Origin of the sequence: Paenibacillus sp. Dod16 (assembly GCF_049893405.1) — a bacterium.
GTDB lineage: Bacteria > Bacillota > Bacilli > Paenibacillales > Paenibacillaceae > Paenibacillus_AQ.
The window spans coordinates 50,293-72,844 of record NZ_JBNDYG010000012.1; the positions used below are offsets into that span (position 1 = coordinate 50,293).

The 22,552-nt window shown below is 50.5% G+C and carries 17 protein-coding genes; 15 read left to right on the forward strand and 2 right to left on the reverse strand.

Going from position 1 to position 22,552, the window contains the following annotated elements; genetic code table 11:
• The first annotated feature begins 3 nt into the window (after nucleotides 1-3).
• From ACPV3A_RS11735 to pepT, 8 genes are all read left to right on the forward strand, one after another.
• Complete coding sequence (locus ACPV3A_RS11735; protein WP_426199719.1) at nucleotides 4-1,092, forward strand: LacI family DNA-binding transcriptional regulator; 1,089 nt, start codon at nucleotides 4-6, stop codon at nucleotides 1,090-1,092.
• 120 nt (nucleotides 1,093-1,212) lie between these two features.
• Nucleotides 1,213-2,388, forward strand: a complete 1,176-nt coding sequence (locus tag ACPV3A_RS11740) for a Gfo/Idh/MocA family protein (RefSeq protein ID WP_426199720.1) — start codon at nucleotides 1,213-1,215, stop codon at nucleotides 2,386-2,388.
• Nucleotides 2,389-2,446: 58 nt separating this feature from the next.
• The gene (locus ACPV3A_RS11745; protein ID WP_426199721.1) at nucleotides 2,447-3,406 is read left to right on the forward strand and encodes an ABC transporter permease; all 960 of its coding nucleotides are present in this window, start codon (nucleotides 2,447-2,449) and stop codon (nucleotides 3,404-3,406) included.
• A gap of 37 nt (nucleotides 3,407-3,443) precedes the next feature.
• The gene (locus ACPV3A_RS11750) at nucleotides 3,444-4,301 is read left to right on the forward strand and encodes a carbohydrate ABC transporter permease (RefSeq protein WP_426199764.1); all 858 of its coding nucleotides are present in this window, start codon (nucleotides 3,444-3,446) and stop codon (nucleotides 4,299-4,301) included.
• Nucleotides 4,302-4,354: 53 nt separating this feature from the next.
• Nucleotides 4,355-5,956: an extracellular solute-binding protein gene (locus ACPV3A_RS11755; RefSeq protein ID WP_426199723.1), complete on the forward strand. Its 1,602-nt coding sequence runs from the start codon at nucleotides 4,355-4,357 to the stop codon at nucleotides 5,954-5,956.
• A gap of 12 nt (nucleotides 5,957-5,968) precedes the next feature.
• Nucleotides 5,969-8,329 carry a glycoside hydrolase domain-containing protein gene (locus tag ACPV3A_RS11760; protein ID WP_426199724.1) on the forward strand — a complete coding sequence of 787 codons (2,361 nt, stop codon included), beginning with the start codon at nucleotides 5,969-5,971 and terminating at the stop codon, nucleotides 8,327-8,329.
• Between the two features lie 155 nt (nucleotides 8,330-8,484).
• Nucleotides 8,485-8,658 carry a hypothetical protein gene (locus ACPV3A_RS11765; protein WP_426199725.1) on the forward strand — a complete coding sequence of 58 codons (174 nt, stop codon included), beginning with the start codon at nucleotides 8,485-8,487 and terminating at the stop codon, nucleotides 8,656-8,658.
• Nucleotides 8,659-8,923: 265 nt separating this feature from the next.
• On the forward strand, nucleotides 8,924-10,156 hold the full coding sequence (pepT, locus tag ACPV3A_RS11770) for a peptidase T (protein ID WP_426199726.1): 1,233 nt from the start codon (nucleotides 8,924-8,926) through the stop codon (nucleotides 10,154-10,156).
• A gap of 98 nt (nucleotides 10,157-10,254) precedes the next feature.
• On the opposite strand, the gene ACPV3A_RS11775 is transcribed toward pepT, so the two are convergent.
• Nucleotides 10,255-11,139: a helix-turn-helix transcriptional regulator gene (locus ACPV3A_RS11775; RefSeq protein WP_220686235.1), complete on the reverse strand. Its 885-nt coding sequence runs from the start codon at nucleotides 11,137-11,139 to the stop codon at nucleotides 10,255-10,257.
• Between the two features lie 190 nt (nucleotides 11,140-11,329).
• Between ACPV3A_RS11775 and ACPV3A_RS11780 the strand changes: the two genes are divergently transcribed.
• Nucleotides 11,330-12,628, forward strand: coding sequence for an alpha-glucosidase/alpha-galactosidase (locus tag ACPV3A_RS11780; protein ID WP_113056501.1), 1,299 nt, complete (start codon nucleotides 11,330-11,332; stop codon nucleotides 12,626-12,628).
• Between the two features lie 147 nt (nucleotides 12,629-12,775).
• On the opposite strand, the gene ACPV3A_RS11785 is transcribed toward ACPV3A_RS11780, so the two are convergent.
• On the reverse strand, nucleotides 12,776-14,083 hold the full coding sequence (locus ACPV3A_RS11785) for an ATP-binding protein (RefSeq protein WP_426199728.1): 1,308 nt from the start codon (nucleotides 14,081-14,083) through the stop codon (nucleotides 12,776-12,778).
• Nucleotides 14,084-14,272: 189 nt separating this feature from the next.
• Between ACPV3A_RS11785 and ACPV3A_RS11790 the strand changes: the two genes are divergently transcribed.
• The 6 genes from ACPV3A_RS11790 (at nucleotide 14,273) to ACPV3A_RS11815 (ending at nucleotide 22,545) form a co-directional block, all read left to right on the forward strand.
• Complete coding sequence (locus ACPV3A_RS11790; RefSeq protein WP_426199729.1) at nucleotides 14,273-16,093, forward strand: ABC transporter substrate-binding protein; 1,821 nt, start codon at nucleotides 14,273-14,275, stop codon at nucleotides 16,091-16,093.
• Nucleotides 16,094-16,196: 103 nt separating this feature from the next.
• Nucleotides 16,197-17,207 (forward strand): ABC transporter permease, encoded by a 1,011-nt coding sequence (locus ACPV3A_RS11795; RefSeq protein WP_113056503.1) that lies wholly within the window; start codon nucleotides 16,197-16,199, stop codon nucleotides 17,205-17,207.
• A gap of 1 nt (nucleotide 17,208) precedes the next feature.
• Nucleotides 17,209-18,045: an ABC transporter permease gene (locus ACPV3A_RS11800; RefSeq protein WP_071223543.1), complete on the forward strand. Its 837-nt coding sequence runs from the start codon at nucleotides 17,209-17,211 to the stop codon at nucleotides 18,043-18,045.
• Between the two features lie 8 nt (nucleotides 18,046-18,053).
• On the forward strand, nucleotides 18,054-19,064 hold the full coding sequence (locus ACPV3A_RS11805; RefSeq protein WP_071223652.1) for an ABC transporter ATP-binding protein: 1,011 nt from the start codon (nucleotides 18,054-18,056) through the stop codon (nucleotides 19,062-19,064).
• A complete protein-coding gene (locus ACPV3A_RS11810; RefSeq protein WP_100540692.1) occupies nucleotides 19,051-19,851 on the forward strand; it encodes an ABC transporter ATP-binding protein in 801 nt (266 codons plus the stop codon). The genes ACPV3A_RS11805 and ACPV3A_RS11810 overlap by 14 nt, the downstream gene beginning before the upstream one ends.
• 261 nt (nucleotides 19,852-20,112) lie before the next feature.
• Nucleotides 20,113-22,545 (forward strand): PAS domain S-box protein, encoded by a 2,433-nt coding sequence (locus ACPV3A_RS11815; protein WP_426199731.1) that lies wholly within the window; start codon nucleotides 20,113-20,115, stop codon nucleotides 22,543-22,545.
• The last annotated feature ends 7 nt before the right edge of the window (nucleotides 22,546-22,552 follow it).

Sequence of the window (22,552 nt, forward strand, 5' to 3'; positions counted from 1 at the left end):
GAAATGTTTTTTGGATCGCGGATTGAGAGAAAGGAGAGTTCCATTATTGCTACTTTAAAGGATATAGCAAACCATGTTGGAGTATCGATCTCCACGGTATCGCGTGTCATCAATAACGATACGAGCCGGCACATCAGTCAGGCTACCCGCACCAAAATTGTCGAGGCGGCCAAAGAGCTTGGCTATGCCCTCTATGAATCCGGGCGGCCGACTTTAAAGAAGGATAATCCCCCACAGACAACAGAATATCGTCAGATTGGCTGCATCGTGTCGGTTACACAAAACAAGTATAACCATCCTTATTTCTCGCCGATTTTACAGGGGATTGAGACAAAGCTGTCCGAGCTGAACAGCGTGCTCACTTATGTGCTCACGATGGATGAAATCAAGGGTGAAGGAGCGATGAACAAGCTTGCACAGGATGCCCAGCTCGATGGCATGATTATCATCGAGGGGATTGACCCGAATGTGTATGAATTTATCAAGCAAGCAGTTCCCTCGGTTGTAGGTATCGACATATCCGATACAACCGTGCCTGTGATTCTCTATGACCGCGTGGCTGCGGCGAAATCAGCCGTACAGCATTTGATCGAACGGGGGCATCGCCGGATCGGCTTTATCGGTGGGGCGGGACTGACCGGGGATCTCGAGCGGGAGAAGCGGTATCGCGGTTACCATTATGCAATGGAAGAAGCGGGGCTGGACATTGACCCTCGGCTGGTGGTGAATACAGGCTGGGATGTCAATAACAGCTATACACTTGTTTACGAGCTCCTAAGCCTCCCGGAGCATGAACGGCCAACCGCCATGTTCGCTGCGAGCGATATGATGGCGATATCCGCCATGAGGGCGGCGGCGGAGCATGGGCTTCATGTTCCTCAGGATGTGGCCTTCGTGGGATTGGATAACATCGAGGTATCGCAGTACACCTCGCCTCCGCTATCGACCGTTCATATTCCAAAGGAGGAAATCGGCATGATGGCCGCCAAGGTGTTGATCGATCAAATCGAGGGCAAGAATCCCTTGCCATTCAAGCTGTTTGTGCCTTATCAGTTGATGCTGCGGCAGTCTTCGGACTATTTTCGGAAATAAAAAGAGTGCACATATATAAATAACTGAGGTGCTAGTAACGGTGCCTCCCTCTTTTTATACCCTTATAGGAAAATTGGATAGGAGTTTGGGGCCAAATATAATTGGCGGAGGAAGAAGTGAATGAAACAAATTCGACTAGGAATCATTGGACTCGGCTGGAGATCGGGTTTCACGAAGTATTGGCATCAGCCTAATGGGAGATCCATCGTCGTTGCAGGTGCGGATATCGATCCCCTCAGACTAACTAAATTTCAGCAAAATTTTAACCCAGAAGCGGAGGTTACCCTAGATTACAGAGAGCTGCTGCAGCGGAAAGATATCGACGCGATTGTGATTACAACCCCCGATGACAGCCATGATGAAATCGCGGTTGCAGCGCTGCAGGCCGGAAAGCATGTGTACTGCGAGAAGCCGTTATCCATTACGGTAGAAGGCTGTGACCGGATATTGACGGCTTGGGCTCAGTCAGGGAAACACTTCATGATCGGTTTTAATATGCGCTATATGAATATGTACCGCACGATGAAGGAGATTATTGCCAGCGGGGAGATCGGGGAGGTGAAATCGGTATGGGTTAGACACTTCGTCGGCTTGGGAAGTGATTACTACTATCACAGCTGGCACGGCAGCTCAAGGAATACAACCTCGCTGCTGCTGCAGAAGGCTTCCCATGATATCGACCTGATTCACTGGCTGACCGGGCGATATACGAAGAAAGTGGCCGCTTTTGGCGGAGTTGATTACTTTGGCGGAACGAAGCCGAATGAGCTCACATGCCCGGAATGCAGCGAGAAAGCGACTTGTCCCGAATATCGTTCCGGCCCGCTTGTGCAATGTGCTTTCCGCAAGGAAATTGACGTGGAGGACAACAGCATGGTGTTAATGGAGCTGGATGGGGGGATCAAAGCCTCCTACATGCAGTGTCACTTCACACCTGACTATCAGCGGAACTACACCATTATCGGCACCGAGGGCCGCATCGAGAATGATGAGATCGCACAGCGGGTTTACGTCAAAACGCGCAAGTCCCAAACGTGGCGGGATCTCTCCGACCAAATTTACGAAATTAAGAAAGCCGAGGGTTCGCATAACGGAGCCGATCCGATCATTTGCGAGGATTTTCTGGATATGATTCTGGAAAATAAGGAGCCCATCGCCGAACCGATCGCAGGCCGCATGAGCGTAGCGGTTGGCGTTGCCGCAACGGAATCGATGAGAAAGGGAGGCCAGTTAGTCTATGTAAAGGATCCGGAGCCCTGGATGCTTGGTCAGAAGAGCAGCATATCCGGAATTTGATCGACAGGTCATGTCGATAGAACCATGTGCTCCAACAATGCAAGGAGGGGGATTCTTAGTGAATACAGCACCTGTCAGGCGAACGGAGGCCCGAGAAGCTGTGCCCTCGAAGTGGAGGGCGTTTCGCCGAACATTCCGTAAAAATTGGGAATTATATTTGCTCATTACTCCTGTCGTTCTTTATTTCTTCATCTTTGATTACCTGCCGATGTACGGCATACAGATCGCATTCAAAAACTTTGTGGCGGCCAAGGGAATATGGGCCAGCGAATGGATCGGGTTTGATCATTTTGAGCGTTTTTTTAACAGCTTTTATTTTGACCGATTGATTCTGAATACACTCGGCATCAGTTTGTATCAGCTAGCCATCGGGTTTCCGATTCCTCTCATCCTGGCACTCTTGCTCAATGAAGTCGGCAACAGTCATTTCAAGCGTTTTGTCCAGACGGTTACTTACGCTCCCCATTTCCTATCAACGGTCGTCATGGTAGGACTCATCATCATTTTTCTCTCACCTCAAAACGGCATCATTAACCACCTTATTACCTTTTTCGGCGGTGAACGCATCTCATTCATGACGGAACCTGGATGGTTCAAATCGATTTATGTATTTTCCGGTGTATGGCAGGGCATGGGATGGAGCTCCATCATTTATCTTGCGGCGCTCGCCGGGATCGATCCGACGCTGCACGAAGCGGCTAAAGTGGATGGAGCCAGCAGGCTTCAGCGGATTTGGAAGATCAACTTGCCGGGCATTATGCCGACCGTCGTCATTCTGCTTATTTTGAATGTCGGGCAAATCATGGGCGTCGGCTTTGAAAAAATTTATTTGATGCAGAACGATCTGAATATCGAGAGCTCCGAAGTGATCTCCACCTATGTGTATACACAGGGGATTCTGGGTGCACAGTACAGCTTCTCCGCCGCCGTCGGCTTGTTTAACTCCTTGGTTAACCTGGTGCTGCTCGTGCTTGTGAACCGAATCGCCAAAAAAGTCAATGAAACCAGCCTATGGTAAGGAGGGGATCAGGGTGAAAGAATCCGTCCAGGATCGTATGACACTCATTGTTATCTATATATTGCTTTCCATTATTCTGCTGCTTGTCTTATATCCGCTGATTTTTGTCATCAGCGCCTCGATCAGCGATCCGCTCACCGTATCGAGAGGAGAAATGTGGCTGTTTCCGAAGGATTTGTCCTTTATCGGCTACGAGCTGGTATTTGCGAATAAGGAAATATGGACTGGCTACGCGAACACGCTGCTGTACACGTTTGCGGGCACCGCGATCAATCTGGTTATGACCATATTTGCAGCCTATCCGTTATCACGCAAAGATTTCGCGGGTCGAAATGTCATCACGGCTTATATCGTATTCACAATGTTTTTCAGCGGAGGTCTCATCCCAACGTATTTGCTCGTGAAAAACCTTGGGATGATCAACACGATGTGGGCGCTGGTCATTCCTGGCGCAGTATCGGTCTGGAACATCATCATCATGCGCACCTTCTTCCAGACCTCCATTCCGAACGAGATCCAGGAATCGGCTTCGATCGACGGCTGCTCCAATATGCAGACGCTCTGGAGAATCGTGCTCCCTCTCTCCATGCCGATCATCGCGGTTATGATTTTGTTTTACAGCGTGGGGCACTGGAATTCCTATTTCAACGCACTCATCTATCTGAATGATCGGGATAAATACCCGCTGCAGCTGTTCTTGAGGGAAATCCTGATCAAATCCCAAGTAGATCAGATGGCCGGAAGCATGGATTTATCGGTGCAGAAGCATCTGATGGAAGCCGAGGCGATTAAATACGCCATCGTCATTGTGGCCAATTTGCCTGTACTGCTGCTATATCCGTTCCTTCAAAAGTATTTTGTCAAGGGTATGATGATCGGCGCTCTCAAGGGTTAGAAAACGGCTCTTGTTTCGCAATATATTTTTGAAAAGTGGAGGTTTGAGAAAAGATGAGGAATCATTTCAAGCGGTTCGCTTCAATCCTGCTTACAGGCGTGTTGACCGCAAGTCTTGTTACCGCGTGCGGTAGCGGAGGAAAGCCGGCGGCGGAGGAGCAGCCTAAGCAGCAAACGGCTGTAAATCCTACAGGGTTTCCGATCGTGGAGGAGCCCATCAAGCTTACGTTCTTCGCAGGGAAAGCCGCTTCGGCTCCAGCGGACTGGAACTCGCTCCCGGTATGGAAGGAATATGCCAAGCAAACGAACATCGAAGTCGATTTTCAATTGACGCCTGCAGAGAGCCTAGCGGAGAAACGGAATCTGGTGCTGTCCGGCGGCGATTATCCGGATGCCTTCCACACGGCGCGGCTGTCTGCGAATGATTTGATGAATTATGGAAGCCAGGGCATTTTTATTCCGCTTAATGATTTGATCGACCAGTATGCGCCGAATTTCAAGAAGCTCCTGGAGGAGCATCCGGAGGTCAAGAAAGGATTGACGATGCCTGACGGCAACATCTATTCCTTCCCGACGTTCTACGACCCGAACTTTAAATCGGTGCTTATTGGAACGAAGCTGTGGTACAACCAAGCGTTTCTTACCGCGCTCGGCATGAGGGAGCCCGAAACGACGGACGAATATTATGAATACTTGAAGGCGGTCAAGACCCAGGACCCGAACAAGAACGGCAAAGCGGACGAAATTCCGTATGCCGGCAGCGGCATTGGATCCTTGCTTGATGAGCTCAAGGGAGCATGGGGGCTCGGCAATCGGGGGAATATCCATGGGCGGATGGATATGGATCCGCAGTCCGGCAAGCTCCGGTTTATCCCGACCGATCCAAGATATAAAGAAGTGTTGGAATACTTGAACAAATTGTACAAGGAAGGCCTCATGGTTCAGGATATTATGACCATCGAAGGTCCTCAGGTGAACGCGCTGATGGATGAAGGGCTTGTCGGTTCCGCGGAAACGAACAGTCCGCATGCGATTGGCGGCGTAACGATTGAGCATTTTGTAGGTGCTCCGACGCTTAAGGGACCTTATGGGGACCAGATTTTCTCAAGAGCGCGTTCTCCGCTGATCGATGTTGGGGCTTTTGTCATCACCGATAAAAACCAGCATCCGGAAGCGACGGTCCGCTGGATTGATCACTTCTACAGCGAGGAGGGCAGCAAGCTGTTCTTCATGGGCGTGAAGGATGTCAGTTATGTGGAGAACCCTGACGGTTCGATTGAATACACCGAGGAAGCGCTGAAGGAGCAGTCAAAATTCGTGTCATGGGCAGGCGGGTTCTACCCGGCGATGCTGACGGACAAAACCTTCAAGGCCGGTGAAGCGACGGAGCCAAGCCTCGCAGCTGCGGCGAAAGTTGAAGGCCAGTGGCCGGAGGAGGTATGGCCTCAGTTTACGTATACTCAGGAGGAACTTACCCAATTCACGCCGCTTCATACGGACATTAATAAATATGTCGATGAAATGACGGCCAAATTTGTTGTAGGTGACGTACCGTTCAGCGAATGGGATAAATATGTAAGCACCATTGAGAAAATGGGATTGTTGCAGTATCTCGAAATCTATACAGCCGCATATGATCGGTACAAGGCCGAATAGGAGGGCATGGTGATGTGGAAAAAGGCTTGCTTGTCTCTGCTGTCGGTGATGCTGCTGTTGACGTCTTTCCTGCCCGGTTCAGCCGCGGCCAGCCAGGGCGCCCTGTTCGATGTGTGGGTGCCGACCAATACGGAGAAGGTGATGCGGGATCAGGCTTTTCCGGGCGAACCGAATTCCATCATTCGGATCGGAGCCGCACGCAATGAATATGAGAGCGGCCAGGTCATCTTAAAAGCCAATCATGCTTTACGCAAGCTGCAGGTATCCATGAGCGATCTGAAGCTTACGGACGGAAATGCCAAAATCGGCAAAGAACATATTGAATTGTTCAAACAGCATTATATTGAAGTAAAGACTTCCACAACACCGGCCTATCCGAAAGGTTGGTATCCGGATGCCCTGATCCCTTTGAATGGCCAGTTGGAAGTAGCAGAAGGACATAATCAAGGGATCTGGTTCAAAATCTATGTCCCAAAAGGGCAGCATCCCGGTACGTATACTGGAGAAATGACGCTGCACGAGACAGGAAACCCGGTCCGAGTCCCGATCGAACTCAACGTTTGGGATTTCGAGCTGACAGATGAAAGCCATGCTAAAACGAACTTCGGGGTCTGGGGCGGACCGATTCAGGAAGCTCACGGCAATGTCGTGGGCGAGGAGGCGTGGAAGTACATCGAGAAATACTACTACGCATCCGTTGAGCATCGTCTGACGCCGGGATACTTGCCGATCCCGGACTCCGACATCGACAGCTACATTGAACGTGCGCCAAAGTATGTAAACGATCCGAGAATATCCGCCTACCGCTTGCCGTATTACCGGACAGCTGACGGGCAGCCGGATATACAGCGGAACAAGCAGCTGGTGGATCGTTTAAGGGACGCTGGCCTGCTGTCCAAAGCCTATTATTATGTGTCCGAGATCGATGAACCGGCACGCGATAAATATGAGCGTGTTAAGCAGATCAATGATGCTCTGGAACAGGCGGCTCCCGATGTTCCGCATCTGGTTACGATCCAGCCGGTCGACGAATTGATCGGGGATGTGGATATTTGGGTAGCGGATATTGAGAAGTTCGATGAGGCTTTCGCCAAGGAACGGCAGGCCGCAGGCGATTCGGTTTGGTGGTACACCTATGTGAAGCCGAAACATCCGTTTCCTTCCTATCATCTGGATGACGACTTGGTTGGAACGCGGCTGTTAACCTGGATGCAGCGCGATCATGGCGTAGAGGGCACGTTATATTGGGCAACGACCCAGTTCCAGAAGTATGATGCCGCACAGAAGAAATACGTGAGCCGTGATGAATGGGCCGATCCGCTGGCATTCCCGGGAGCGAACGGCGATGGATATTTATTTTATCCTGGAACGCAAGTAGGCATCGATGGCCCGATTGGAACGATCCGGCTGGAAGTGCTCCGCGAGAGCATGGAGGATTACGAGTACCTGTGGCTGTATGAGCAGAAGCTGCGCGAAGCGGCCTCGAAGCTGGGCATAGCGGATGCCTTCCCGTATCGGGATGCGATGCGCCCATTCTATGACCGATTGTATGAGAACATCAAAACCTTCGAAGAGAATCCCAAGAAGGTGATGCAGGTACGAAGCGAGCTTGCACAGGAGATCGTTACTGCTTCGGAGGGTGCGCCGGTACTGGTTACGGTCGGCAGCCCAGCGGACGGAAGCCGCGAGGTTTCGATCTATGCGGAGAAAGGCTCGGATGTAACGGTGAACGGACAGCAGGCGCCGAAAACCGCTGAGGGAACAGAGCACGATCAATTTTCGCTAGTGCTAAGCCTGGATCCTGGTGCCCACGAGCTGGATATTGTCGTAAGCAAGGACGGATCGTCCAAAACCGTGAAACGAACCCTTGTCGTATATGAAACTCTTGCTCCGTATACGGTCGCTTTAAACGATGCCGAAACCGAAAAAGCGATCAACCGCTTCACATCCCAGACGGTGAGTACCGATCTCGCCAATGTGAATGTCACCGAGGGAACCTACTCCATGAAGGCTGTGTTCCCGGCAAACGTGAATTTTCCGAATGTGCGGTTGTTTGACGCAGGGAAAGGATTCCGCAGCAGCGATTGGTCGGCATTCGAGACGCTGGAGTTCGACGTGTTCAATCCTGGCGAGACGGCCCAGTTCTATGTCAAGTTTCATCAGCTGGACGGGAAAAGCGATGATACCTTCATGCAGTACATTCGTGCCGGCAGCGGCGAAACCGTCCGCATACCGCTTCGGCAGGTGAATTTGGACCTCAGCCGGATCAAAGGCATTGAGATCTGGATGTGGCGCCAGTCTGCTCCGCAGACCCTGTATTTCGACAACTTCCGGTTTACTTCCGCCGCGCCTCAGGATCCGATGACACCGTGAGGCAGGTGTGGCGGAGCAGGATATCAATCGGGTACCTAGCAACTCCATTTTGATTAAAAGAGGGGAACGCATGAAGCTGACTTTTCTGGGAACGGGGGACGATCTGGAACCGTCCTCCCGGCAAAGAGCACCTAAATCGATCGGACTTTGGCCGAATGGTGGAACGGCTGAAGCGCATCGGGGCCATTACCGATCAGACGCAGCTCATTGCGACTCACTTCTCGCACCAATCCGTTGGTCCGCATCATGAGTTGGCGGAAGAGCTCGGTCAGTTCGGCGCACAGTGTGCTTTTGATGGACTGAAGGTTCATATCCTTCCTGAGCCATAGAGAAGGCAGAAGTTCGAACCTATACTAAACGAAGGACGGTATCTGCAGATACCGTCTTTCTTGTTCATTTCGTGAAATTGACCTGGGTGGCGGCGACTGGATATAATGATGGATGATTAAGGAAGGATGCCTAGCTAGCCGGACACATTATAGTGAAGATTATCGGTATAGATACAAAGAGCCGTACATCCCATCCGCAGCAAGTCCATATGCTACGATATGGCAGTGTAAAATCGGAAAAAGACATGATAGGAGTTGAGAATTTATGAAAAAAGAAGTAATCGACAGACTCATTACCTATGCACAAATGGATACGCAGTCAGACGAGAACAGTAATACCTGCCCTTCGACACCGGGACAGCTGACGCTGGGTCAGCTGCTGGTGGACGAGCTGAAGGAAATCGGCATGCAGGATGTCACGATGGATGAGAATGGCTATGTGATGGCCACACTTCCGGCAAACACGGATAAACAGATCCCGACCATCGGCTTTTTGGCACATATCGATACGGCTACCGATTTTACGGGTGCCGGTGTCAAGCCGCAGATCGTCGAACAATATGACGGACAAGACATCATTCTGAACAGAGCGCAGAATGTGGTGCTCTCCCCGCGGGATTTTCCGGAGCTGAATGGCTACAAGGGGCATACCCTCGTTACAACGGATGGCACCACCTTGCTTGGAGCTGATGATAAAGCGGGAATTGCCGAGATTATGACGGCGATGGCTTATTTGATCCAACACCCGGAACTGAAGCACGGTAAAATCCGGGTTGCTTTTACGCCGGACGAGGAGATCGGGAGAGGACCGCACAAGTTCGACGTGGAGGCCTTTGGGGCTAAATACGCATATACGATGGATGGCGGACCGCTCGGGGAGCTTCAATACGAAAGTTTTAATGCGGCAGCGGCGCTGGTCACTTGCAAAGGGAAGAATGTCCATCCCGGAACGGCCAAAAACAAAATGGTCAACGCGGCGAAAATCGCCATGGAGCTGAACAGCATGCTCCCCGCGGAAGAAGCGCCTGAACATACTGAAGGTTATGAAGGCTTCTATCATCTTACTTCCATCGAGGGTGATGTGGAGCTGACCGAGCTTCGTTATATTATCCGCGATCATGACCGGGAGCTTTTCGAAGGAAGAAAGGCCAAGCTGGCCTCCATCGTAGAGGAGCTTCAAAACAAGTATGGAGCCGAGCGGATCATCCTTCAGATGAAAGATCAGTATTACAATATGCGTGAAAAAATCGAGCCGGTCAAAGTAGTGGTCGACATCGCCCAGACAGCCATGGAGAAGCTGGGAATCAAGCCGATCATCGAACCGATCCGCGGTGGCACCGACGGTTCTCAACTGTCGTACATGGGCCTGCCAACACCCAATATTTTTACGGGCGGGGAGAACTACCACGGGCGGTATGAGTATGTATCCGCCGACAATATGGTATTGGCCGTTCAAACGATTATTGAAATCGTGCAGTTGTATGAGGAGCGGGCGTAAGATAAATCTTTTAAAAAAAGAGCTGCCGGCAGGAATGCCGGCAGCTTTTTCGTATGCTCTTGTTTGGGCCCGCATTAGATATCTTGCCTGTCTATAGATCATGCTTTATTAGAGCCTTTCTCCAGGCTGTATTTATACTCGCTTGGGGTCATGCCTGTCCATTTGCGAAACTGCTTGGAGAAATAGAGTGCATCATTGAAACCGACAGAGGAAGCAATCTCATGAATGGAGAAGGATGATTTCATGAGCGACTTGGCTTTCTCAATACGTACCTTCATTAGATATTGCATGGGGGACATGCCTGTATGCTGTTTGAACATTTTGGACAGATGTGCCCGGTGATAGCCAAGCGTTTTGGCCATCTGATCAATGGAGAGCTGTTGATGATACTGGGTCGAGATCCATCTCTCGGTCTGCCTTACGCCTCGCTCGATATCCGGCACGTCATTGGAGTTTGACGGAAGATGCTCACGGTTTAACATCGCCAGCTTATGGAGCAGCAATCGGAGCCACCCGGAAGCCTGAAGATCCTCAAGCCAGGGATGATCCGATTGGTTAAAGCCCAGACGGAGATGACGGTACATGTCGATCAGCGACCTAAGCTCAGCTTCATCCGTGCAGTGGATAATCGGCTTAGCCGGCGTAACACCCATGTCGGCCAGCAGCATCTTGGTGCCTTTTTCTTGTAATGCAACCCAGTTATAGTGCCAGGGGTTCCGATCATCGGCTTCATAACTGAACAGAACACCGGGAAGGATCACGAAGGTGTCGCCTGCCTGGCAATGATGTACGATGCCGGCACACTCGAAGATGCCTTGGCCTGTCAAGACGGTATGAATGAGGCAGTAATCATGAATGATCGGACCGATTTTGTGGCGTGGTATGGGAGTTCCCTCACCGCTGAACAGGATGTTCAGGTCGTGACCGCCCGGTGAAGGATTCATACCAATCGTGTAGAGCGTATGGTCTGGCAAAATAGACATGCGCTATCCCCCTTAAACGTGTGCGAGATCAATCGATATCGTGGATGTTGAGTTAGGGTTAGCTTACCTAATGAAACAACAAATGTCCATATCGCTCTTGTTTTGCTCCATATTCAAAAAAGACCGATTATCATATAGTTAGTCTTGTGAAAGCGTATTAATTCATGGAGTTTAGGGAGGGAATTAATTGATGTCTAAGATTACATTTATCGGAGCAGGAAGTACCGTATTTGCCAAGAATGTCCTGGGGGATTGCATGCAGACCCCGGCCTTGCAGGGATTTGAACTTGCTTTGTATGATATTGACCCGATCCGTTTGAAAGATTCGGAGAACATGCTGAATAATATAAAGAAGACCAGCGGCAGCACCTGTGTCGTCAAATCATACAGTGACCGCAAGGAAGCTCTTCGCGGAGCAAAATATGTCATCAATGCTATCCAGGTCGGAGGATACGATCCGTGTACGATTACGGACTTTGAAATTCCGAAGAAGTATGGACTCAGACAGACGATTGCGGATACTGTGGGAATCGGCGGGATTTTCCGTAATCTCCGCACCATCCCGGTCATGCTGGATTTTGCGGCCGATATGCGGGAAGTTTGTCCACAGGCGCTGTTCTTGAACTATACGAACCCGATGGCGGTGCTGACCAATGCGATGAACACGCTGGGCGGCGTGCAAACGGTAGGTCTGTGCCACAGCGTACAGGCTTGCATTCCGCATCTGTTCGATAATCTGGGGATGGACAAGGAAGGCGTGCAGGCCAAAATCGCCGGCATTAACCATATGGCATGGCTGCTTGAGGTAACGAAGGATGGCGTGGACCTGTATCCGGAAATTAAGAAGCGCGCGGCCGAGAAGCAGAAGGAGAAGCATCATGATATGGTTCGTCTCGAGATGATGCTGAACTTCGGTTACTACATTACGGAGTCGTCTGAGCATAACGCCGAGTACCATCCATATTTCATCAAGCGTAACTATCCGGAGCTTATTGAGCGCTTTAATATCCCGCTGGATGAATATCCACGTCGCTGCGTGAACCAAATCGAGGGATGGAAGGCGATGCGCGAGGATCTGGTCAACAACCAGGATCTGAAGCACAACCGCTCCCATGAATATGCTTCCTACATTTTGGAAGCAATCGAGACTAATGTTCCGTTCAAAATCGGCGGCAATGTAATGAACACGGGACTGATCACGAACCTTCCGAAGGAAGCTTGCGTTGAGGTTCCGTGTCTGGTCGATGCCAGCGGCGTAACCCCGACCTATGTCGGCGATCTGCCTCCGCAATGTGCCGCGCTGAACCGCACCAATATCAATACCCAGCTGCTGACGCTGGAAGCGGCCGCAACCGGCAAGAAGGAGCATATCTATCATGCGGCGATGCTCGACCCGCATACGGCTGCCGAGCTGTCCATCGATGACATCAAGAGCCTGTGCGACGACCTGATTGAGGCGCATGGAGACTGGCTCCCTAAATACCAATAAGGCTGATACCACTTTAAGCAAAAACAACAGAAGTTTTGCAGCAAAAGAAATATTATTACTGGATCCATAAAAGAGAGGCGCTCTGGTAACTACAGCGGCGTCTCTCTTTATCGTTAACGGATTGCGTGCGGAAGTTACCTATGCTATCTATGGATTTATATTGGCGTGCGGGAGCGTGATGAGAAACACCGTTCCTGATCGTGGCGAGCTCCGAACCGAGACACTTCCATTCATGGCGCGGATGGCTTGATAGGAGAAGGTGAGTCCAAGTCCGGTGCCGCTCATTTTAGTGGAATAATAGATTGAACCGAGACGGCTCAATTGCTCGGGCGTCATGCCGATCCCGTTATCCTTGATTTCGATGGACACCTGTTCTGCTTCTTCATAGATGGTGATCTGGACCGTGCCTCTGTCGACGTCTTTGCTGGCCTCAATCGCATTCTTAATAAAGTTGACCAACAGCTGCTTGAGCTCCGCCGGACTGCCTAAAATGTAAATGGGGAGCTGAGGGTAATCAGCGCTGAGGGTCACGTTGCTCATATTAGCGTATGAAATCATGAGCTCGACGACAGACTTAATCTGGGCCGAGAGCTCGATTCTTTGCTGAAACGGCAAGTGTGGTTTGCTGATCGAGAGATATTCGGACAAGATTTGCTCGGTCCGGCGAATTTCCTCCATGCTGATTTCCAGAAAACGTTCGGTTTTTTCTTGAGGGAACGTACCGCTCTTAATCAATTGCAGGAACCCAAGCACGGTGGTCAGCGGATTGCGGACCTCATGGGCTAGGGATGCGGCGACATGATTCACGGCTTCTGCTTTCTCGCTTTGAATATATCTCAGGTAAAATTCTTTGTCGGATACGGATTTGTTAAACAAGGTAACGAGAAGCCAAATCCCGAGCGAGTTATGAACCGGCATAGCTAGAATATTGAATACGAAGTTATTCATGATGTAGTCAGGTTTGGTTATGTAGAGTATCGTGAGCGGGAGAATAGAGAAGCTGATACCGGCTATAAAAACGATCCAAAATTTGTGTTTGGTTCGATGGTACAGGAATGACAGTAGAACGGACAGCGGAAAAGTGAAGATCAATATAATGATCGCGTCGGTCATGCCGGTTCCGCCTATGTACAGCCGGTAAATTAGAAATTCCACAAGCAGGATTGCCCCTGTGGTGAACCCTCCGAACAGCATGCCAAAGAACATAATGACATACCGTACGTCAAAGATCAGCCCGCTCTGAACTGACGAAGCAAAGGTCATGGACAGCAGCATGCACAGCGAACAAATAACAATGATGAAATTACGGGAATAGTTGACTGTCAGTTTTCTGTAATAGATGTTGTATGCGACAAAAGGCATCAACGCAAACAATAGCTGCAGCAAAACATCTTTTATCACAGGCAGTAGGCCCACCCCTTTGAAGGATATCGAATCGTCCGCTAGATTAACCATGTCCTTTCAAGTTCGACGTCAATTGGAAAAATCCTTGAGGCTTGAATAAAAATAACAAAATTTATTCGTACTCAGATGGAGTGGAGGAACATATAAATTCATCGAGAAAGCGCTTGCAGACAACATATGTTTGTCCCGGATACTCAGCACTTAAGTGAGAACACATTTCCATGAATGGAGGGTTCACAAGTGAAGCTGAAGACCGTTCTGAGACCCATGTTCATTCTTTTGTTGGCCGCGTCTTTTTTTGCTGCCGGATGCCAGAGTGTAACGCCGCCGACCGCATCAGATCCGCCGCCGCCCAAAGAAGAGGTAAACACACCCGGAGGCAGTGATGAGCCGGCACCGTCGGGCGATGCGAAAGCGACGCCGAGAAATGAAACGTTATACGTGAACGGTTTGCAATGGGGGGCACCTACGAATTTTAACCTGCTCAGCGGAAACCCGGCGTTTCCGATTAACTACGGAAACTCCAGAGAACTCGTCTATGAAACCTTGTTCATGGTCAATCAGCTGACAGGCGAGTTGGAGCCGCTGCTGGGTACCAAGTATGAATGGACCGACGATCTGACCCTGAAGATCGAATTGAACAAGGATGCCAAATGGAGCGATGGCAAGCCGTTCACCTCCGATGATGTCGTTTATACCTACCAGCTCGGCAAAAAATATGACATTAACTGGAGCAGCTTCTGGACCTACATCGAGGACGTAACGGCAGACGGGCCGCAAACGGTGAACATCAAGCTGAATAAAGACAATCCGAACAAATTGACGGTGCTCGACAGCATCGAGATCATGCCGATGCTGCCTAAACATGTATGGGAAGAGGTCGAGAAGAAAGCCAATAACGACCTTGCCACCATTCGTAAAGAAGTCAACGAGGACCCGATCGGAACGGGGCCTTACAAAATGTATTTTTACAATGATCAGAAGATCACGATCGTACGGGACGATAACTACTGGGGGCAGGCACTCTTTGGCAAGCTGCCGGCTCCCAAATATATCACCCATGTCATCTATAAAGACAATGCAGCGGGCGACCTGGCATTCAAGAGCGGTCAGGTAGACGTATCGCAGCAGTTTATTCCGCAGGTATGGAAAATGTGGGAGGGCGGGGCTCCTGTTAAAACCTATATCAAAGACGCTCCCTACTATGTGCCCGGCTCCATGCCATCGATCTTCTTCAACATGACGAAGGAAGGACTCAACAATGCGGATGTCAGAAAAGCGATCGCTATGGCGATTGATTACAGCAAAATTTCGGAGCTGGCCATCAGCGGCTACTCGGCCCCAATGGAGCCGTCGTTGACGCTGAATACGGAGGCCGAAGCGAAATATGTAGACCAGGCGGCTATCAAACCGCTCCAATGGACAACGGATGTGGATGCGGCCAATGCGCTGCTCGATTCCATCGGCGCCGCGAAGGGGAAAGACGGCATCCGCGTCTTGAACGGAACCCGCCTCGGCCCATTTGAAATCGAATGTCCATACGGCTGGTCGGATTGGAATGCGGCGCTTGAGATTGTTGCCCAGAATGCGAAGGCAATCGGTATCGAGATTCGCACCAAATTCCCGGAAGCGCCGGTATGGACCAATGATCTACAGACCGGCAAGTTCGATATCATCATGAACACGCCTGCCGGCGGGGTCAGCCCAAGCCAGCCGTGGAACCGCGCTATGACCATCATGTACTCCAAGGGCGTTGCGCCAATGGGCGAGATGGCATTCTACAACTGGGGCCGGTATAAGAACGAGCAAGCCGATACCATCATCGAGAAGATTCCAACCATTACGGACGAAGCTGAATTGAAAGCGCTCTACACTGAATTGACCCAAATCTGGTTAAAGGATATCCCATCGATTCCGCTCATGTATCGTCCTTGGGTATTCGATACGGTCAATGAATCCGTATGGAAAGGCTTCCCGACGGAAGGGGACGGCAGCAACATACCGCCTCAAATTTCGATGGATGGAGCCGGTATCAAGTCGCTGTATCAGATTCATAACTGATGGATATAACTCATTGAACCAAGACCTATATTGGCGGATTTGCACCCCTGATATAGGTCTCTTTTCCACCAATTTCAGGGTGTGATCCATGGGGGTGAGCTGCTTGAGCGTTTACGGAAAATATATCGTCAAGAAGTTCTTCTGGTACTTTCTGACGCTGGTGATTGCGGTCACGCTGAATTTCCTGCTGCCCCGGATGATTGAAGGGAATCCGGTGAGCATGATCGTGTCTGAGATGACGCAGGGGATGACCGACAGCGATACGATCAAACGGGTCTATGAGACGTTTCTCGTCGAGTTTGGAATCGACAAGCCTTTATGGGAGCAGTTCTTCATCTATCTGAAAAATTTGGCGACAGGCAATCTGGGCACTTCATTCGGCCTATATCCGAAACCGGTAACGGAGATTCTGGCCTCGGCGGTTCCATGGACGATCGGGCTTCAGCTTCCGGCCATTCTGGTTGGCTGGCTGATCGGGAACGTGCTGGGCGCCGTTGCGGCTTACCGCAAAGGCGTATTCGATAAAGTGATATTCCCGGTGGCCTTGTTTGTGAATTCCATTCCTTTTTTTACCCTAGCCATTATTATGCTGTATGTATTCGCCCTGTCCCTGAACTGGTTTCCGCTGCACGGGGGCTACGATTACCAGATGGTGCCGTCCCTCAGCTTTGAATTCTTCGCTTCCGTACTTCGGCATCATACGCTTCCATTTCTATCGATCGTGCTGGTTACGATTGGCGGCCAAGCCATTGGCATGCGGGAGATGTCCATCTATGAGCTGAATTCGGATTATGTACTATACAGCAAACTTCTCGGGATACGTGACTCCAAGATCGCGAGGTATGTATTCCGAAATGCGATGCTGCCCCAGATCACGGGATTGGCGTTATCCATCGGTACGATGGTGGGCGGTTCGCTGATCTGTGAAATCGTATTCAGTTATCCGGGAATCGGAACCTGGATGTTCACGGCGATCCGTCAGCTGGATTATCCGTTAATTTCGGGCTGCACCCTCTTGATCGCTCTGGCTGTGCTGCTGGCCAACTTTACGATTGACCTAATCTACGGCTGGATCGATCCAAGAATCAAGGCCGCTCAGATGGAGGATCAATAATATGAACAGTTCCTTTCGCATATTGATCAAATCGCCAAAGTTTATGTTCGGAGCCTGCATGCTGCTGGCTATGATCGGGATGGTGCTGATCTACCCGCTCTTTAACCGCAACGATCCGCTGGAGATGATCGCCCTGGCGTACCAGCCGCCGGATTCGAAGCTGCTGCTGGGGTCGGATAACTTCGGCAGGGATTTATTCCTGGAATTGATCTATGGTATTCGGACCTCCCTGCAGGTTGGGCTGATTGCCGGCGTATTTGCTACAGTGATTGGTCTTGTGATCGGTTTAGCCTCAGGTTATATCGGAGGCATGATTGATAATCTGCTGACCGCCATCACCAACATTTTCATCGTGATACCTTCCTTTGTCATCCTCATTCTGATCTCGGTCAGTATCGATTCGCGCAGCTCGTTTGTTACGGCGGTTATCATTGGCATTACCAGCTGGCCCTGGACGGCCAGGGCCGTACGTGCGCAGACATCCTCGCTGCGAAACCGGGATCACGTAAATATCGCGAAAATATCCGGCTACAGCACGCCGCGCATTATCATCTCGGAGATATTGCCGTACATCGCTTCCTATGTTGTCATGGCGTTTGTGCTGCAGACGGCATCAGGTATTCTGTCCGAGGCTTCCATCTCGATGCTGGGGCTGGGACCTTACAACACGATTTCCCTTGGCATCATCATGAACTGGGCGCTCGTATTTGAGGCACCGGTTGCCGGTGCGTGGTGGGCCTTTATCCCGGCGGCGATCTCCATCGCCATCATTACCTTCTCCTTGTACATGATGAACACCGGCATGGATGAGATATTCAATCCGAAGATTAGGAGCTGATGGGTGTTGTGAGCACAAATATACTGGAAGTGAACGAATTGAAGACCTATTATCGTACCCGGTTGAAGGAGCATGTCTATGCCGTAGACGGCGTGAGCTTCTCGCTCGAAAAGGGGAAGACACTTGGCATTGCTGGTGAATCCGGCTGCGGCAAATCGACCCTTGCGCTCAGCCTGATGGGTTTCTATTTTCCACCGCTGCATTATGGCAGCGGCTCAATTGTCGTAAGCGGCACGGATATTATGAAGCTTGGCAAGGAACAGCTCCGTTCCCAGGTGTCGGGAAGAGAGATATCGTATATCCCGCAAGCAGCTATGAATGCCCTGAATCCTACGCTCAAAATCATTCATTTCGTCGAGGATATTATGAAGGAGCATCGCCCTGAGCTGAACAAGAAGCAGGTGTGGGATATGGCGGCGGAACGGTTCGAAACCTTGAATTTGTCAACCAAGGTGCTGAACTCCTATCCGAACGAGCTGTCAGGCGGCATGAAGCAGCGGACGGTGATCGCAATCTCCACCATTCTGAACCCCAAAGTGCTGATTGCGGACGAACCGACCTCGGCGCTGGACGTAACCTCGCAGAAAGCGGTGATCAAGCTGCTGAAAAGTCTGCTGGATCGGGGCTATATTCAGTCTCTGGTATTTATCACCCACGAGCTGCCGCTGCTTTATCACGTAACGGATGACATCATCGTCATGTATGCAGGGGAGATCGTGGAGCGCGGAACCGCAGAGCAAATGATTTTTGACCCGATCCATCCTTATACGAAAAAGCTGATGGGTTCCATCATAGTGCCGGAGGAAGGCATGAAAGGCCATAAGCTGGCCGCTATCCCGGGCACCCCGCCTAATCTGAAAAACGTACCGGAGGGCTGCCGGTTTGCAGATCGCTGTTCCTATGTGCAAGACGCCTGCCGTAAGGGAAAGATAACGAGCCGGACCGTAGAGGATCGAATGTATCGCTGCATCGTGGAACCGGGTGTGCTTAAGGAGTGGTATGCAAATGAAGAGGAATGATGTCCTGATTCGGGGAGAGCATCTCACCAAGGTATTCGGTTACGGGAAGCAGAAGACCACCGCCGTGGAGGATGTCAGCTTTACCTTTCATGAAGGCGAAATCATATCGATTGTCGGCGAGAGCGGAAGCGGCAAAACGACACTGGCGAAAATGATCATGGGCCTGCTGAAGGAGAGCAGCGGTACGATAGAGTATATGGGCAAGCCAAGGCAGCTGAAGCGGCACAGAGATCGCAAGCGCTATTGGAAAAATATCCAAGCGATCTTTCAGGACCCGTTCTCTTCATTTAATCTCTTCTATAAAGTCGAGAAGCTGCTGCTCGATTGCATCAAGCTGCAGGGAGATAAACTGACGAAGGAGGAGCAATTCCGCAAAATGAAGGAAGCGTGCTCCTTCGTCAATCTGAAATTCGAGGAACTGCACAATAAATACCCGTTCGAACTGTCCGGCGGACAAATGCAGCGCCTGATGATCGCCCGGATTTTCATGCTCCATCCGAAGCTGCTGATTGCGGATGAACCGACCTCCATGGTCGATGCATGCTCGCGGTCCACGATACTGGATATGCTCTTGAAGCTGCGGGATGAGAACAACATGACGATTATTTTCATTACCCATGACGTAGGGCTTGCTTATTATGTAAGCGATACGCTGTATATTATGGAACAAGGGAAAGTCGTGGAGCGGGGACCAGCGGAAGAGGTTATCTTGAATCCGCAGCATCCTTATACCCAGCAGTTGATTTCCGATGTGCCCAAGATTCACTCCGAGTGGGATTTGGCATGAGCAGCGTGGACAATGGATATCTCATGAGAAAAGCTCGAAGCGCAACGCTGCTTCGGGCTTTATTTTGCTTCGTTTATTTTCGTAAATATGACACTTCGAATCATTACCTAAAATTTCTCTATTCTTGATCTTCGCATTTGTGAAGGATTTGCCGATAAATGATATGGCTGCCATTTGATTCATTCCGCAGCTCGCATTCGGTATACCGCAAGGCATCTGACATGACTGCGTGTATGCTTCATAAGGAGACCAGCAAACATCATGCGTACTTACTTCTTGGGGGCAACCATCCTGGTATTAGTCGCCCTCACCATTACATTCTGGATTTTCTTGTTCAAAAGCGCATATCAGCGGAAGCTAAGCCATCAGGCTTTGGACATGGCCGAAGGCAGATTCCGCTTGCTTGATGATATGCTGCTTACGCTTGATGTGGGTATTTGGTCATACGATTTCGGCACAAGGAGCATCCAAAATACTTCTTTGGCTTTTCATAAAATCACAGGTTATTCACATCGTGATTTCGCAGTCGGCCTTTCCTGGGAAACGCTGATCCATCCGGAGGATATGGCGCTGTTTCGATCGTTGGTAGACAAACTTCGACAAGGGGAGACCGTTCATACGGAATACCGAATTATCCATGCGGATGGTGATGTTCGCTGGGTCCAGCTAAAGATGATTCCGACGTTGAATGACGCCGGTCAAATGATCCGCACGGATGGCATTGCCGTTGATATTACCACCCGCTTCCGCATGGAAGAGGCGCTGTATGATATTACAGAATGCAAGAAGATGGAACAGGCGCTCAAGGAAAGCATGAACCGGTATCGCAGGCTGGTGGAGTTATCTCCAATTGCCATTGCAGTCTGCAAGGACCGCAAGCTCATGTACGTGAATCCCGCCGGACTTCGGATCCTTGGGGCGGCGGGTCCTGAGAACATCCTGGGTACCGATCCTTGGGACTGGGTGCTTGATCCCTATGAGGAGTGGGCCCGCAAACGGCTCAGACAGTTGATTCGGACAGGGGAAGTTGTTGCCGAAGAACTATCCATAAGGCGGGTTGACGGAGAGCGGGTCGATGTCGTGGCGACGGCCCTTTATGATGCGGAATCGGACACGATTGAAGTTTTTTTCGAGGATATAACCGCCCGTAAATCAGCGGAACGGGCCCTTGTGGAGAGTGATCGAATCAACCGCCATATCCAGGATATCGCACCGGTTGCGATGTTCCTGCATTCCGATTTTTCTTATATTTATGCGAACCCTGCGGGCTTTTCCTTATTGGGCATTACGGATATCGCACAATTGGCGAGTGCTTCGCTCCAGGATATTATCCCTGCGGATCAGGTCGAGTTCGTGATATCGGAGGTTAAACAAGTGTATGAAAGCGGGAATACGTCGGAACTCTCCGGGAACAAGCTGGTTCGGCTTGATGGGACGATCATTGATATTGAGGCCATAACGACGCCGATCCCTTATATAGGACATCATACGGCGCTTACCATTATTCGGGATGTTACGCAGCAGAAGCAGGCCGAACGGGAGCGGATTGCGGCAGAAAGGCTTGTCCGGGAGAGCGAGGACCTGTATTTCAGGCTGCAGATGAGCCTGGATCAATTCTCCTCCGATCTTTTCGGGATGGTGAAGATCAGTGAATTGAATGCCCGGATCGTACGGGAAATCAAGAAGGTGCTGGGGACGGATCGGGTGAGCCTCATTCAGATAAACCACCACAGTCTGCATATCAAAATCCAAGGGGGCCATAAAGAGCCGCCACAAGGGGTGATTCGTGCGATCCATACATGCGGTCCAGAGCATATTCCGTTCTGTAAACTGTTTGAGATGTGTGACGGATATTTTGTCAAGATTGGAGAGATGAACGGGGATAGCAGCATTGTCTGTATTGGCGGCGAGGTTCCCTTGCTCCTGATTCAGGCCCAAAAAATATGGCTGGAGACCATTACGCGTTATGCAAGTGTTCTGTACGATAACTTCCGCGTCATTGAGGATTTGACGAGGGAACTGGAGAAGCTGGGTTCATCCCAGCAGATCATGCCCCTATGGCTGCTGCGACTCATGCTTCATTTATCCGAAAATGAGCGGAAGCGATTGTCCCAGGACCTTCACGATGCCGCGCTTCAGGAACAGATTATATGGTACAGGAAATTGAATCAGATTACTTCGGATCATGAGCTGCCGGAGGATCTGCGCCCGCAGCTGGAGGAGATTGAGCAGGGGCTTCTGGATGTCATTTATCAGATTCGAATTACGTGCAACGAGCTTCGTCCCCCGCTGCTGAAGGAGGAGGGGTTGGAACGCTCGCTTGAGGCATTGTTTGAATTTACTCAGCTCCGCACCAATTATTCCATACAATTCGACTGCTCAAACTTCGATGATGATATCAGTGACGACCATTTGATCGGACTGTACAGGATTGTCCAGGAGCTGCTGGCCAATGCAACGAAGCATTCCAACGCAACGGAGGTAAGGCTCCGTTTGTCCACCCAGTCGGATGAAGTCAAACTGAGTTATGAAGACAACGGGATTGGGATCGACCCCAGTCAGCAATCGGACCAATTCAACAGCATGGGGATTGGCGGCATGAAAGAGCGAGTCAGGAGCATGAACGGCAAAATCCAGTTCGACTCGTCGGATAGCGGCGGGTTGGCTGTCTATATATCCATTACGGCAAGGTAATTCGCCG

Excerpts from the sequence above, each read along its gene's own strand:
- ACPV3A_RS11800 (WP_071223543.1), top strand. The coding sequence starts at position 17,209 with ATGAACAGTTCCTTTCGCATATTGATCAAATCGCCAAAGTTTATGTTC.
- ACPV3A_RS11740 (WP_426199720.1), top strand. The coding sequence starts at position 1,213 with ATGAAACAAATTCGACTAGGAATCATTGGACTCGGCTGGAGATCGGGT.
- ACPV3A_RS11810 (WP_100540692.1), top strand. The coding sequence starts at position 19,051 with ATGAAGAGGAATGATGTCCTGATTCGGGGAGAGCATCTCACCAAGGTA.
- ACPV3A_RS11735 (WP_426199719.1), top strand. The coding sequence starts at position 4 with ATGTTTTTTGGATCGCGGATTGAGAGAAAGGAGAGTTCCATTATTGCT.
- ACPV3A_RS11780 (WP_113056501.1), top strand. The coding sequence starts at position 11,330 with ATGTCTAAGATTACATTTATCGGAGCAGGAAGTACCGTATTTGCCAAG.
- pepT (WP_426199726.1), top strand. The coding sequence starts at position 8,924 with ATGAAAAAAGAAGTAATCGACAGACTCATTACCTATGCACAAATGGAT.
- ACPV3A_RS11765 (WP_426199725.1), top strand. The coding sequence starts at position 8,485 with ATGGTGGAACGGCTGAAGCGCATCGGGGCCATTACCGATCAGACGCAG.
- ACPV3A_RS11785 (WP_426199728.1), bottom strand. The coding sequence starts at position 14,083 with ATGGTTAATCTAGCGGACGATTCGATATCCTTCAAAGGGGTGGGCCTA.
- ACPV3A_RS11775 (WP_220686235.1), bottom strand. The coding sequence starts at position 11,139 with ATGTCTATTTTGCCAGACCATACGCTCTACACGATTGGTATGAATCCT.
- ACPV3A_RS11750 (WP_426199764.1), top strand. The coding sequence starts at position 3,444 with ATGACACTCATTGTTATCTATATATTGCTTTCCATTATTCTGCTGCTT.
- ACPV3A_RS11815 (WP_426199731.1), top strand. The coding sequence starts at position 20,113 with ATGCGTACTTACTTCTTGGGGGCAACCATCCTGGTATTAGTCGCCCTC.
- ACPV3A_RS11755 (WP_426199723.1), top strand. The coding sequence starts at position 4,355 with ATGAGGAATCATTTCAAGCGGTTCGCTTCAATCCTGCTTACAGGCGTG.
- ACPV3A_RS11760 (WP_426199724.1), top strand. The coding sequence starts at position 5,969 with ATGTGGAAAAAGGCTTGCTTGTCTCTGCTGTCGGTGATGCTGCTGTTG.